We start from the raw sequence: 13,136 nt of genomic DNA on the forward strand, positions 1-13,136 counted from the left end.
GGATCGCCGTGGTGTCACAACTGATGGAGAACGCCTACCGCGAGGCTGGCCCGACCTGGCCGGACGCGGCACGCGCCGCGCTGCGCACCCTGCTGGAGGTGCTGGCGAGCGTTCCGGCGTTCGCCCGGATGGCGCTCGTCGAGGTGGACGCGGCCGGCCCCGACGCCCGCCGCGAGCGCGACGCGCTGCTCACCAGCTTCCGTCGGTTCTTCGTCGACGCCGGCCCGGGGCCGGCGCTCGCCGAGGTGGACCGCGACGAGCTGGTGTCCACAGTGGTCGGCGGCATCTACGCCACTGTCCGCGGCCGTGTGGCGCGGGGTCGGGCGGCGGAGTTGCCGCAACTGCTGCCGGTGCTCACCTACGCGGCCATGGCGCCGTTCCTGGGCACCGAGGCCGCGATTCAGGCGACCCGGCCGATACGGCCGGACGACGGCCCGAGTACGACCGCGCCATGCGCACCGACCCACCCCTCCTGATCACACGGTCGGAAACCGCAGCGGTTTCTCACCTTGGCCACATTTAACAAATACCGCCCAAATGGCCGTCACGTGCCGTTGACCTCTCCTTTACTCGGCGGTAACTTCGGCTCTGCGCCCACAGAACGCGGGTCAGGGATGCAATTCCCATTGTCGCCGATGAATCGATCTTAAGGGGAGCCGCCATGTCGGAGGAAACCACACCCGTCGCACCCGGGCCGCCGCGCAGGGGCACGCGGTGGCGTCGGTTCGCCGCCACGTTCGGCATCGTCGTGGCGGGCGCCGCCGGCATGATCATGCTGACCGCCCAGGGCGTGCTGGGCGCGCAGTTCGCCATCTCGGGCATGCCGTTCACGGTCACCGCCGACAGGCTCACCGGCACCGGGTTCGAGCAGTTCGCCACCCTCGACCAGATGATCCCGGACAGCCCCAACCAGGGCGACACCGGTGGACAGGTCCTGGTGATGGTCTCGGCGATCGACAAGGCGGAGCTGACCAACCTCTGCCAGAGCATCAACCTCGGCGGTGTCTTCCTCAAGATCACCGCCGGCAACGGCGACAAACCGGTCACCGCCCGGACCCTTGTGGTCGACGGCGACGAGATCGCCGGCAACGCCGCTTTCCGGAACATCGACATCGGGCAGGACGCCAGCACCCTGGACAAGGTGCCCGGTGTGAAGGGTAACCCCGGCGTCTTCTCCCAGCAGGCGGACTCGATCGTCATCGAGAACCTGCGGCAGAACAACTACGCCACCACCGCTGCCGTCTTCAACCTGCCCAACCTGCGCATGGCGTTCACCTCCGACGGGTGCTGACATGAGCACCGAACAACACCAGACGGCGCCGGCCGTCCGCGAAACCCGCGGGCGGTGGCGCCGCTGGCGGCGGGCCCGCCCGTTCACCGCCGCAGTGCTGATCGCCCTCGGGGGCGCCGAGATGCTGGCGACCCTGCGCGCACCGCTCGGGGTGCTGCTGCACATCGGACCGCAGGGGCTCGCCGCATACCTGGTGCCCACCATCCTCGTGATCTGCGGCGTCCTGCTGATCACCACCCCGCAGCAGCGGGTCTTCTACGCCGTGATCTCGCTGGTGCTCGGGCTGGTCTCCTGGTTGACCTCGAACCTGGGCGGCTTCCTGGTCGGGATGTTGCTGGCCCTGATCGGCGGGGCACTCGCTTTCGCCTGGACTCCGGACAAGGACCACCCTCCCACCGGCGCCGCGACGAAACCCGCGTCGGACGAGGACGAGGACGAGCACGAGGACGCCGCCGACACAGTGCTGCTGCCCGGGATGCAGTCACCAGACCCCAGCCCGGTCGACCGGGGCTGAGTCAGCGGGCGGTGTCGGCGACGGCCTGGGCGAACACCTCGGAGCGGTGCTCGTAGTTGCGGAACCGTCCGTAACTGGGCGCGGCCGGGGAGAGCAGCACCACCCCGCCGGCCGGTGTCACCTCGCGGGACAGCCGGACCGCCGCCACCAGGTCGTCGACCAGTTCGGTACGCACCTTCGGCAGGCCGGCGAGCACCTCGACGATGCGGGCGCCGCTGTCCGGGATCCCGATCACGGTCAGCTCCCGCTCGGCCAGGTGCTCGGCCAGCGGCGTGTAGTCCAGACCTCGGTCGTTGCCCCCGACGATCACCGTCAACGGCCGCCCGTCGTACGCGGCGATGGCGTGCATGGCCGCGTACGGGCTGGTGGCCAGGGTGTCGTCGACGAACGTCAACCCGGACGGGTCGGTGATCTCGGTGAGCCGGTGGGCCAACCCCTGGAACTCGGCGACGGCGACGGCGAGGTGGTCCTTGCCGGCCAGCACGTCCTCGCCGAGCGCGTCCAGCACGGCGAGCGCGACGCAGAGGTTGCCCTCGTTGTGCCGGCCGACCAGCGGCAGCACGGCGCGCGGGAAGAGCGGCTGGTCGCCGACGTGGAACCACTGCGTGCCGTCGGCGCCGGTGGCGACGTGGAAGGTGTCGGGGCGACCGGCCCGGATCGCCGGCAGCTCACCCAGCTCCGCGGCCAGCCGGGGGTCGGCACCGTTGACCACGATCGTCTGCGGGTCGTGGGCCAGCAGGTTCAGTTTGTCCCGGTAGTACTCCCGCTCCCCACCGTGCGCGTCCAGGTGCTCGGGGAACAGCGCGGTGACCACTGCCACCCGGGGCGAGTCGGTGAGGTCGCTGCACTGGTAGCTGGACAGCTCCAGCACGTACAGCTCCGCCTCCGGCAGGTCCAGGGTCGGCACCCCGATGTTGCCGCCGAAGACGTTGGGCCGGCCCATCGCGGTGAGCAGGTGACTGATCAGGCTGGAGGTGGTGCTCTTGCCCTTGCTGCCGGTGACCCCCACGGTGCGCGCGGCGTGGTCGGCCATCCACAGCGCGGTGCCCTGGGTCACCATGATCCCGCGTCGGCGCAGCTCGACCAGCCACGGGTGGGTCTGCGGCACGCCCGGGGAACGGACCACCACGTCCGCGGCGGCCAGCCGTTCGAAGCCCGCCTCACCGGTGACCAGCGGCGCCGCCTCGGCCAGCGGACCGTCCCAGGGCAGCGACAGGAAGTTCGCGCTGTCGTCGACGGCGACCAGCTCGGCCGGACCGTGCGCGGCGATGGCGGTCACAGCGGCCCGGCCCTCCCGGCCGGTGCCCCAGACGGCGACGGAACGACCGCGCAGGTCAGAAAGGCGCACGAGGATCTCCTCGGGGGTCACGGCGGCGGCGGGCAGGGCCCGGTCCGGACACGGCCGGACGAACCAGGGCCTAGTATGGCGTGTGCCCAACGAGCAGCTCCGGCGGATGGACGCCTTCACCTTCCCGTCCTACTCGATCGACTTCGCCACCGGCGAGGTGTTGTTCGACTACGCCCTGACCGGCCCGGCCGGTGAGCAGCGGTTCACCGAGGTGATCACGCTTCCACTGCCGGCGGAGCCGCCGTCCGACGAGACGGTGGCGACCCTCAACCGGGTGCTGGAGGTGCTGCACCTCGTCGCCGGGGTCAGTTACTACAAGGCCGCCGCGCCGCCCCGACTCGTGCTGCCGGCGCCGCTGGGCGCGGCCACCGTCGACTACGTCACGGCCATCTACACCAAGGGCCTCGCCGAGTACGCGTACCGCAACCAGCTGCCGCACGTGCTCCAGCTGCGCCCGGAGGTGCCGGCCGGCACCCCGGAGTCGTCCCGGGTGTACGACGACTCGGACCGTCGCCCGCTCTCGGCGGTCGGCGGCGGCAAGGACTCGATCGTCAGCCTGGAGGCGCTGCGCCGCGCCGAGCTGGACCCGGTGCCGTTCTCGGTCAACCCGAACCATGTGATCGTCGCCGTCAACGAGGCGTCCGGGCTGGTCCCGCTGGCCGCCCGGCGGCGCATCGACCCGGTGCTGTTCGACCTGAACGCGGCGGGCGCGCTGAACGGGCACATCCCGGTCACCGCCATCAACTCGCTGATCGCGGTGGCCACCGCCGTGCTGCACGGGTTGGGCCCGGTGGTGATGTCCAACGAGCGTTCGGCGTCCGACCCGAACCTGGTCTGGAACGGCCATGAGATCAACCACCAGTGGTCCAAGGGCGTCGAGGCGGAGGGGCTGCTGCGGGCGTCGCTGGCCGAGCACGCGGGCCTGACCGAACCGTACTTCTCGCTGCTGCGGTCGCTGTCCGAGCTGCACATCGCCCGGCTGTTCGCCGAGTTCACCCGGTACGACGACGTGGTGACCAGCTGCAACCAGGCGTTCAAGCTACGCGACGCGAGTGAGCGCTGGTGCCGTGACTGCCCGAAGTGCCGGTTCGTCTTCCTGGCCATGGCGCCGTTCATGCCACGGGAACGGGTCACCCACATCTTCGGCGGTGACCTGCTGGCCGACGAGTCGCAGATCCCCGGCTATCGCGAGCTGCTGGGCGTGGACGGGCACAAGCCGTTCGAGTGCGTGGGCGAGGTCGAGGAGTCGGTGGTGGCCCTCGGCCTGCTCGCCGAGCAGGACCAGTGGCGCGACGCTCCGGTGATCCAGGCCCTGGTGGACGCGGTGCCGGCGACGGCTTGGTCCGCGGTGGCCACGTCCGACGTCTTCACCCCCGGCGGCCCCAACCACATCCCCCCCACCTACGCAAAAGCCCTGAACCAACTTATGTGACGCGCTAGACGTTCAGGCCCGCGCTCCGGCCCCGCGCCGGTGTTGCGAGCCCTCCCCCCGCCGTGGGTCGCATGATCGCGGCGGCTGGCCGGTGGAGTGTGTGTGGCGCTGCGCCTTTGGAGCTGATGTCGTAAACGAATCGAGCGAGGCAGGCCGAGCCCCGGCCGGGACACGCCAAGCCCAGCACGTCAGGGCGGCCCATGGTCGAGCGGACCAGGGCCGGCCCAGGACCGGACCGGACCCAGGGCCGAACCAGGACCGGGCCGGACCCAAGGCCGAACCAGGACCGGGCCGGACCCAGGGCCCAACCGAAGTCAGCGCCCCGCCGAGTAAGGCCAGGGGATGATTCGTTTACGACATCAGCTCCAAAGCGTGCCCGACCCAGACGTTCACCCCGACGCCGAGCCGTCCGCCGCCGCCGAATCGGCAACACAAGGAGCCACGTCAGGGCGCTCGGACCGCTTCCAGGGCCAGGAGAGCTACGTGGAGCGACAGGGCGGCCTCTACCGAGTCGAGGTCCACGTCGAGGATCCGGGCGATGCGGGCCAGGCGTTCGTAGAAGGCCGGTCGGGACAGGTGGGCGACGGCGGCCGCGGCGGACTTGTTACGACCCTGCTCCAGGTAGGCGCGCAGGGTGTCGAGCAGCTGCTCCCGGGGGTGCCGGGCGTCGTACTCCAGCAGCGTCCCGAGTTCGCGTTCGACGAAGGTCTGCAACCGGGGCTCGTCGCGCAGCAGGTGCAACAACCCCGCCAGACCGACGTGGGGTAGCCGGAAGATCGGCAGGTCGCGCCGGTCCCGGCGGGCCGCCTCGGCGATCTGCCGCGCCTCGACGAGTGACCTCCGGGCCTCCCGCAGGCTCCCCACACCCGATCCGGCGGCGACGATCACGGCAGCCGGGCCGGCACCCCGGGCCGGGTCGACACCGGCGGTGGACGCGCGGCCGGTGCCGGCGTCGAGGCGTACCCGATGAAGGGCGCTGGCGAACGCGGACAGCGCGCGGTCCTCGGCGGCCGGGTCCGGTAGGGCCAGCAGCGCGCCCACCGAGTAATCGTCGACGGCGCTGGTCAGTGCGGTCAGCTTCGCCTCCCGCACCGCCTGCCCGACCGCCTCGGCGAGATCCCGCAGCCGGGCCTGGGCGGCCTCGGGGCCGACCTCCCCGGCGGCGTCGTCGGCGCGGTGCCGGACCATCACGCCGACCAGGTGACGCCGGTCGAGCACCACGCCGAGCGCCTTGGCGCGCAGCCCCACCTCGTCCACCGGCCGGGAGTGGTCGAGCAGCGCGGTGAGCAGGGTGCGGTGGATCTGCCGTTCCAGGCCCTCCGCGTCGCGGCGGATCAGCCGGCCCAACGCGAGGGTGGACGCGGCCCGCTCGATCAGGATGGTGAGCCGGGTGGGTGGGCCGGCGGTCGGTTCGCCGGCCTGGGCGCTGGGCACGTCCCCGCTGGCCGGCCAGCGCAGCAGCAGCCGACCCCAGTCCTGCCCCCGGGCGCCGACGGTGGTCACCAGCCAGCCGCTGTCCAGGTCGTACGCGGTCCGCCCGGCCGGGCGGATCCGGCGAGAGTGCTGCTCCCAGCCGTCGAGCAGCAGTTCGGCGCTCTCGCCCGCCGGGTCGTACCCGAGCACCTGCCGGGACAGGTTCTCCAGCACGACCGGGCAACCCGACAGCTCGGCGGCCTGCCTGATCACCTCGGCGGTGTCGGCACCTTCGACGGAGAGGTCGTTGAACCGTTGGTGGATCTCCTCGGTGGCGCGCAGCACGGTGAGCTGCGCGTCGACGATCAGCGCGTGCACCGCCTCGGTGATCCGGACGACCGGGGTGGCCCGGCGCAGCTCCACCAGCGGCAGCCCGCGCCGGTCGGCGGCGGCGGCCATCACCCGGGGCACCCCGCTGAGGTAGCGGCGGCCCAGCTCGACGACGAGCCCGGACACGCCGACGTCGGCGAGGTCGCCGATGAACGCGCGCAACCCGGCGTCGTCCGCGGGCAGGCCGATGCCGGTGGTGAGCACCAGTTCACCGCCGCCGAGCAGGGTGGCGATGTCCGGCACCTCGGCCACGTGCACCCAGCGGACGGGTCGGTCCAGCCCGTCGTCCCCGGCGACCACGCGCGGCGCGCCGTGGCGGACCGGGTCCAGGGCGAGGACCTCACGGACGGTAGGGAACACGGCCGACACGCTACCGTCCGTGACGCCGGAACTCGACTTGCCGCCGCGGGCCGGGCCCGCCGGGCTCAGTCGACGCCGAACTCCATCGCGGCGCGGTCGAGCGCCTCGTCCTCCGGCGAGGCGACGCCCCGGGAGGCGATGGCTTCCGCGCCGCCCTGGGGCATGGCACCGATCAGGCCGGTCGAGGCGGCCTGCGCGGCCCCGATCATGCGCTGCGGGTTACCGCCGCCGACCAGGCCGAGGGAGGCGTACTGCTCCAGCTTCGACCGCGAGTCGGCGATGTCCAGGTTGCGCATGGTGAGCTGGCCGATCCGGTCCGACGGGCCGAACGCCGAGTCCTCGGTACGCTCCATCGACAGCTTGTCCGGGTGGTAGCTGAACGACGGGCCGGTGGTGTCCAGGATCGAGTAGTCCTCGCCCCGGCGCAGCCGCAGCGTCACCTCGCCGGTGACCGCCGTGCCGACCCACCGTTGCAGCGACTCGCGCAGCATCAGGGCCTGCGGGTCCAGCCAGCGGCCCTCGTACATCAGCCGACCGAGGCGGCGACCCTCGTTGTGGTAGTTCGCCAGGGTGTCCTCGTTGTGGATGGCGTTGACCAGCCGCTCGTACGCGTAGTGCAGCAGCGCCATGCCGGGCGCCTCGTAGATGCCCCGGCTCTTGGCCTCGATGATCCGGTTCTCGATCTGGTCCGACATGCCCAGGCCGTGCCGGCCGCCGATGGCGTTGGCCTCCAGCACCAGGTCGACGGCGCTGCCGAACTCCTTGCCGTTGATGGTGACCGGGCGGCCCTGGTCGAAGCCGACGGTGACGTCCTCGGTCGGGATCTCCACCGACGGGTCCCAGAACCGGACGCCCATGATCGGGTTGACGGTCTCGATGCCCGTGTCGAGGTGCTCCAGGGTCTTCGCCTCGTGCGTGGCGCCCCAGATGTTGGCGTCGGTCGAGTACGCCTTCTCGGTGCTGTCCCGGTAGGGCAGGCCGCGCTCCAGCAGCCACTCGGACATCTCCTTACGCCCACCCAACTCGGTGACGAAGGCGGTGTCGAGCCACGGCTTGTAGATGCGCAGCATCGGGTTGGCCAGCAGGCCGTAGCGGTAGAACCGCTCGATGTCGTTGCCCTTGAAGGTCGAGCCGTCGCCCCAGATCTGGACGTCGTCGGCGACCATCGCGCGCACCAGCAGGGTGCCGGTCACGGCCCGGCCCAGCGGGGTGGTGTTGAAGTACGCCCGCCCGGCGGTGCGGATGTGGAAGGCGCCGCAGGTCAGCGCGGCCAGGCCCTCCTCGACCAGGGCGGCGCGGCAGTCGACCAGGCGGCCGAGTTCGGCGCCGTAGCTGAGCGCGCGACCGGGCACCGACGCGATGTCGGGCTCGTCGTACTGGCCGATGTCGGCGGTGTAGGCGCAGGGAATCGCGCCCTTGTCGCGCATCCACGCGACCGCGACGGAGGTGTCGAGGCCGCCGGAGAAGGCGATGCCGACACGTTCGCCCGTGGGCAGGGAGGTGAGAACCTTGGACACGGGGAAAATTATGCAATAGAACGCATGGCCATGCAAGCCGAAGGGTCTACTCGCCGCCGAAGGGCGGGTCGTCGCGGCCCAGCTCCCAGAACGCCACCGCCGCCGCGGCGGCGACGTTCAACGAGTCGACGCCACGGCGCATCGGGACGACCACCCGCACGTCGCTGGCGGCCTGGGCCGCCGCGGTGAGGCCGGGCCCCTCCGCGCCGAGCAGCAACGCCGCCCGCTCCCGCTGCGCCGGGGTCAACAGCTGGATCGGTACGGCGTCCGGCGCGGGCGTCATGGCGAGCACCGTGAAGCCGGCCTCCCGCACCTGGTCCAGGCCCCCGGGCCAGCTGTCGAGCTTCGCGTACGGCATCGCGAAGACCTCACCCATGCTGACCCGGACGCTGCGCCGGTACAGCGGGTCGGCGCAGGTCGGCGAGAGCAGCACCGCGTCGACACCGAGCGCGGCAGCCCCCCGGAAGATCGCGCCCAGGTTGGTGTGGTTGTTCACGTCCTCCAGGACGACGACCCGGCGCGCGGTGGCGAGCACCTCGGCCGCCGTCGGCAGCGGCCGGCGGTGGAACGACGCCAGCACCCCCCGGTGTACGTGGAAGCCGGTGGCCCGTTGCAGCACGTCCTGGGTGGCGGCGTAGACCGGTGCGTCGCCGGTGTCCAGGTCGGCGAGCTGGTCGATCCGCTTGGCGTCGACCAGGTACGACCGGGCCGGGTAGCCCGCGCGCAGCGCCCGGCGCAGCACCAACTCCCCCTCGGCGATGAACAGGCCGTGCGGTGGCTCCCAGCGGGTGCGCAGCTCGACGTCGGTGAGCGCCCGGTAGTCGGCGATCCGGTCGTCGTCAGGGTCGGTGATCTGGTGTACGGGCACCGGACGATTCTGCCGGACGCGGGGCAGCGCGCTCCGACGCCCGCGCGGCGGGGTGTTTTGTCCGAAGAAGAAGGGGAATGACCGGCGGAGTATCGGACTCGACGGGAAGGACCAGCCAGGTGAGCGCAGACCACACGGCACCCGGCGAAGTGGGTGCCCTGCCCCGGCGCCCGACCGTCGCGGACCACATCGTGTCGCGGCTGTTCAGCTGGGGCGTACACCGCTACTTCGGCTATCCCGGCGACGGCATCAATGGCATGACCTCCGCGCTGCAACGCACCAACGGGCGGGCCCAGTTCATCCAGGTCCGCCACGAGGAGACCGCCGGCTTCGCCGCCTCCGCGCACGTCAAGTACGGCGGCGGCCCGCTGGGCTGCGCGCTGGTGACCAGCGGACCGGGCGCGATCCACCTGCTCAACGGCCTGTACGACGCGAAGCTCGACCACCAGCCGGTGATCGCCCTGGTCGGGCACACCGCGACCACCGCCGAGGGCGGCGGCTACTACCAGGAGGTGGACCTGCTCGCCCTCTACAAGGACGTGGCCGCCGCGTTCCTGGCCCAGCTCGACAACCCGGCGCAGGTACGCCACCTGGTCGACCGGGCGTGCCGGACGGCGCTGGCCCGGCGTACCGTCACCGCCCTGGTCCTGCCCCTGGACATCCAGGACGAGCCAGCCGTGCCCAACCCGCCGCACGCGCACGGCTACTACCAGACCAGCAACGCGCCGAGCAGCACGCCGACGGTGCCACCGGAGGCGGACGTACGCCGGGCGGCCGAGGTGCTGCGCGGCGGGCAGCGGGTGGCCATGCTGGTCGGCCAGGGTGCCCTCGGCGCGCGCGACGAGGTCCGCGAGATCGCTGACCGGCTCGGGGCCGGCGTGGCCACCGCGCTGCTCGGCTTCACCGCCGTCGACCATCGCGAGCCGTGGGTGACCGGCGCGATCGGGCTGCTCGGCACCCGACCCAGCTGGCAGCTGATGAACGGCTGCGACCGGCTGCTCATCGTGGGCAGCAACATGCCGTACTCGGAGTTCTACCCGCCGCCCGGACAGGCCCGCGCGGTGCAGATCGACCTGGACGGCACCCAGCTCGGGCTGCGGTACCCGACCGAGGTGAACCTGACCGGCGACGCCCGCCCCACCCTGCGGGCGCTGCTGAACGAGCTGGGCCCCGGCCCCGGGCCGACCGCCTGGCGGGCGGAGGTCGCCGAGGCCACCTCCGCGTGGCGCCGGGTGCAACGCGACCTGGCCGAGCAGAGCGCCGAACCGGTCAACCCGCAGTTGCTCTTCCACACCCTGAACGAACGGCTACCCGACGACGTGCTGCTCGCTGTCGACTGCGGCACCACCACCGCCTGGTACGCCCGGCACATCCAGGTACGCCCCGGGATGCTGGCCAGCCTGTCCGGCACGCTGCTGTCCATGGGCGGTGCCATGCCGTACGCGCTGAGCGCCAAGTTCGCCCACCCGGACCGACCGCTGGTCGCGTTGATCGGCGACGGCGCCATGCAGATGAACGGCGTCAACGAGCTGATCACCGTGGCGAAGTACTGGCGCAGTTGGGCAGACCCGCGCTTCGTGGTGCTCGTGCTCAACAACCGGGACCTGGCGTTCGTCAGCTGGGAACAGCGCTCCACCGAGGGGACGCCGATGTTCCCGGACAGTCAGCAGTTGCCGGACATCGCCTACCACCAGTGGGCGGAGGTGCTCGGGCTGCACGGCGAACTGATCGACTCACCGGAGCAGGTGCGCGACGTCTGGGACCGGGCGCTCACCGCCGACCGGCCAGTGGTGATCAACGCCCTGGTCGACCCGGCCGAGCTGATGCTGCCCCCGCACTTCACCGCCGAGCAGGCCCGCAACACCGCTGCGGCGGTGCTGCGCGGCGACACCGACTGGGCCGGCATCATCCGCCGCGGCCTCCCTGCCACCCTGGCCAGCTACCGCCCCCGCCGCCGCGAACGCTGAGGCGTCAGCCTCGGCGGTCCAGCCAGCGTTGCAGGGCTGAGCGGGGGTCCTGGGTGGGCTCCTGGCGGTCGGGGACCGCTGGGCGCTCCACCGGGCGGCGTGGGTCGCCGGCCAGTTCCTTGCTCGGTGCGGCGAACGCCTTCTCCGGCTGGCCCTTCACGGCGGTGGCGATGACCCGGGCGACCGCGTCGATCACCTTGGTCTGCACGGCCGACCCCACCGAGTCTGCCGGGTCGTCCGGGTTGGCGGCGATACCGGCCACCGCGACCTGCGGGGTGAAGCCGACGAACGTCTCGGTGGAGTTCTGCTCCGAGCTACCCGTCTTACCGGCCACCGGCCGGCCGTCGAGGATGTCGTTCACGCCGGTGGCGGTGCCGCCGTTGCACTGCCCGAACGCGGACTGCTGACCCACCGGGCAGCGCGCCGCGTCGGTCGCGGCGCGGGCGACGTCGGCGTCGAGAACGCGCTTGCAGGAGGGCTGCCCGACCGGCACCTTCGCACCGTCCGCGCCGGTCACCGAGACCACCGGCAGCGGCGTGCAGTAGGTGCCCTCGGCGGCCACCGTGGCGTACGCGTTGGCCAGGTCGAGGGGGGTGGTGGCGGCCACGCCGAGGGTGAACGAACCCCAGTTCTTGGCGTTGTCCTTGGCGAAGGCGGCGTCCGAGTCGGCACGGAAGGTGATGCCGAGCCGCTGCGCCATCTCGACCACCTTGTCCTGGCCGACCTGTTCGGCCAGCCAGACGAAGTAGGTGTTCACCGAGCGGCCGAAGCCGTCCCACATCATCCGGTACCCGTCCATCCAGTCCGGGTTGGCGTTCGCCGGGCACCAGCGGCCGTCACAGCTGCCCGGCCCTTCGGCGGCGTACCGGGTGGGCAGCTTGGCGGGAGCGTCGAAACCGGTGGAGAGGGTACGGCCCGACTCCAGCGCGGCGAGCATGGTGAACAGCTTGAACGTCGAACCCGCCTGGTACCCGTCGACGCTGGCGCCGCCGGAGATCAACGGGTTGACGGTGTGCGCGTAGTTCGCCTGCCCGGCCGGGTTGTCGGCGAGGCTGTAGTGCCGGTTGACCGCCATCGCCAGCACCCGCCCGGTGCCGGGCTGGACCGCCGCGATCGGCAGGGCGCGCTTGTTGTCGTAGGAGTAGACCTTGGTGGCCTGCTGCTGCGCGGTGGCCTGGATCTTCGGGTCCAGCGAGGTGACCACCGTGTAGCCGCCGGAGCGCAGCGCCTGCTCGCGCTCCGCGACGGTGGCCCCGAAGGCCGGTTGGGTCAGCCACCAGCGGCGCAGGTAGTCGCAGAAGTAGCCCCAGTCGTCGTGGCCCTGGGAGACGGCGGTGCAGCCGTTGGGCTGGGCGGTGGGGCGCAGGGCCAGCGGCTCGGCCTTGGCCTGGGCGGCCTGCGCGGCGGTGATCGCGTTGGTGGCGACCATCGAGTCCAGCACGTACGACCGGCGGGCCAGCGCCTGGTCCTTGTCCCCGTCGATCGGGCTGTACGCGTCCGGGGACTGCACCAGACCGGCCAGCAGTGCCGACTCGTTGAGGGTCAGCTGCGCCGGAGATTTGCCGAAGTACCGCTGGCTGGCCGCCGCGATCCCGTACGCACCGGAGCCGAAGTAGGCGATGTTCAGGTACCTGTCGAGGATCTCGTCCTTGCCGAGGCTCTTGTCCAGCGCGCTCGCGTACCGGATCTCCTGGATCTTGCGCCCGACGGTGGGGTCGGTCGCGGCGGCGCGCTCCTCGGCGGTGCGGGTGGGGTCGGTCTTCAGCACGTTACGGACGTACTGCATGGTCAGCGTCGAGCCGCCCTGTTCGGTGCCGCCGCCCTTGACGTTGGCCACCAGTGCCCGGGCGAGGCCGCGCAGGTCCGCGCCACCGTGGTCGTAGAAGCGCCGGTCCTCGGCCGCCACGATCGCCTCCCGCATCACCGGAGCGATCTCGGACAACGGGACGTCGGTGCGGTTCACGTCGTAGAACGTGGTGATCAGCGTCTTGCCGTCGTTGGCGTACAGGTACGAACGCTGCGGCGTGGCCGGGGTC

General features: G+C 71.8%; 9 protein-coding genes and 1 pseudogene. 5 read left to right on the forward strand and 5 right to left on the reverse strand.

Annotated features, from left to right (window positions below):
- The 3 genes and pseudogenes from KBX53_RS06945 to KBX53_RS06955 all read left to right on the forward strand — a co-directional run.
- Positions 1-476, forward strand: a pseudogene (locus KBX53_RS06945) (TetR/AcrR family transcriptional regulator); the annotation flags it as partial.
- A 185-nt stretch (positions 477-661) separates the two neighbouring features.
- Positions 662-1,291, forward strand: a complete 630-nt coding sequence (locus KBX53_RS06950; protein ID WP_210858187.1) for a DUF6230 family protein — start codon at positions 662-664, stop codon at positions 1,289-1,291.
- A gap of 1 nt (position 1,292) precedes the next feature.
- Positions 1,293-1,805 (forward strand): DUF6114 domain-containing protein, encoded by a 513-nt coding sequence (locus KBX53_RS06955; RefSeq protein WP_247675225.1) that lies wholly within the window; start codon positions 1,293-1,295, stop codon positions 1,803-1,805.
- 1 nt (position 1,806) lies between these two features.
- Here KBX53_RS06955 and murD read toward each other — a convergent pair whose 3' ends face one another.
- Entirely contained in the window at positions 1,807-3,153 is a 1,347-nt protein-coding gene (gene murD / locus KBX53_RS06960) for a UDP-N-acetylmuramoyl-L-alanine--D-glutamate ligase (protein WP_210858188.1), read from the reverse strand.
- Positions 3,154-3,235: 82 nt separating this feature from the next.
- Here murD and KBX53_RS06965 point away from each other — a divergent pair, with 82 nt between their 5' ends.
- On the forward strand, positions 3,236-4,585 hold the full coding sequence (locus KBX53_RS06965) for a hypothetical protein (protein WP_210858189.1): 1,350 nt from the start codon (positions 3,236-3,238) through the stop codon (positions 4,583-4,585).
- A gap of 444 nt (positions 4,586-5,029) precedes the next feature.
- Here KBX53_RS06965 and KBX53_RS06970 read toward each other — a convergent pair whose 3' ends face one another.
- The 3 genes from KBX53_RS06970 to KBX53_RS06980 are packed head-to-tail and all read right to left on the reverse strand — an operon-like array spanning position 5,030 to position 9,160.
- Positions 5,030-6,757 (reverse strand): PucR family transcriptional regulator, encoded by a 1,728-nt coding sequence (locus KBX53_RS06970; protein WP_210858190.1) that lies wholly within the window; start codon positions 6,755-6,757, stop codon positions 5,030-5,032.
- 56 nt (positions 6,758-6,813) lie between these two features.
- Complete coding sequence (argG, locus tag KBX53_RS06975; protein WP_210858191.1) at positions 6,814-8,265, reverse strand: argininosuccinate synthase; 1,452 nt, start codon at positions 8,263-8,265, stop codon at positions 6,814-6,816.
- Between the two features lie 46 nt (positions 8,266-8,311).
- A complete protein-coding gene (locus tag KBX53_RS06980; RefSeq protein WP_245233776.1) occupies positions 8,312-9,160 on the reverse strand; it encodes an RNA methyltransferase in 849 nt (282 codons plus the stop codon).
- 92 nt (positions 9,161-9,252) lie between these two features.
- Between KBX53_RS06980 and KBX53_RS06985 the strand changes: the two genes are divergently transcribed.
- Positions 9,253-11,100 (forward strand): thiamine pyrophosphate-requiring protein, encoded by a 1,848-nt coding sequence (locus KBX53_RS06985; protein ID WP_051708878.1) that lies wholly within the window; start codon positions 9,253-9,255, stop codon positions 11,098-11,100.
- A 4-nt stretch (positions 11,101-11,104) separates the two neighbouring features.
- Here KBX53_RS06985 and KBX53_RS06990 read toward each other — a convergent pair.
- Positions 11,105-13,136 (reverse strand): transglycosylase domain-containing protein (locus KBX53_RS06990; protein WP_210858192.1); only part of this gene is annotated, 2,032 nt, incomplete at its 5' end.

Origin of the sequence: Micromonospora sp. M51 (assembly GCF_018070305.1) — a bacterium.
Classification (GTDB): Bacteria; Actinomycetota; Actinomycetes; order Mycobacteriales; family Micromonosporaceae; genus Micromonospora; species Micromonospora parva.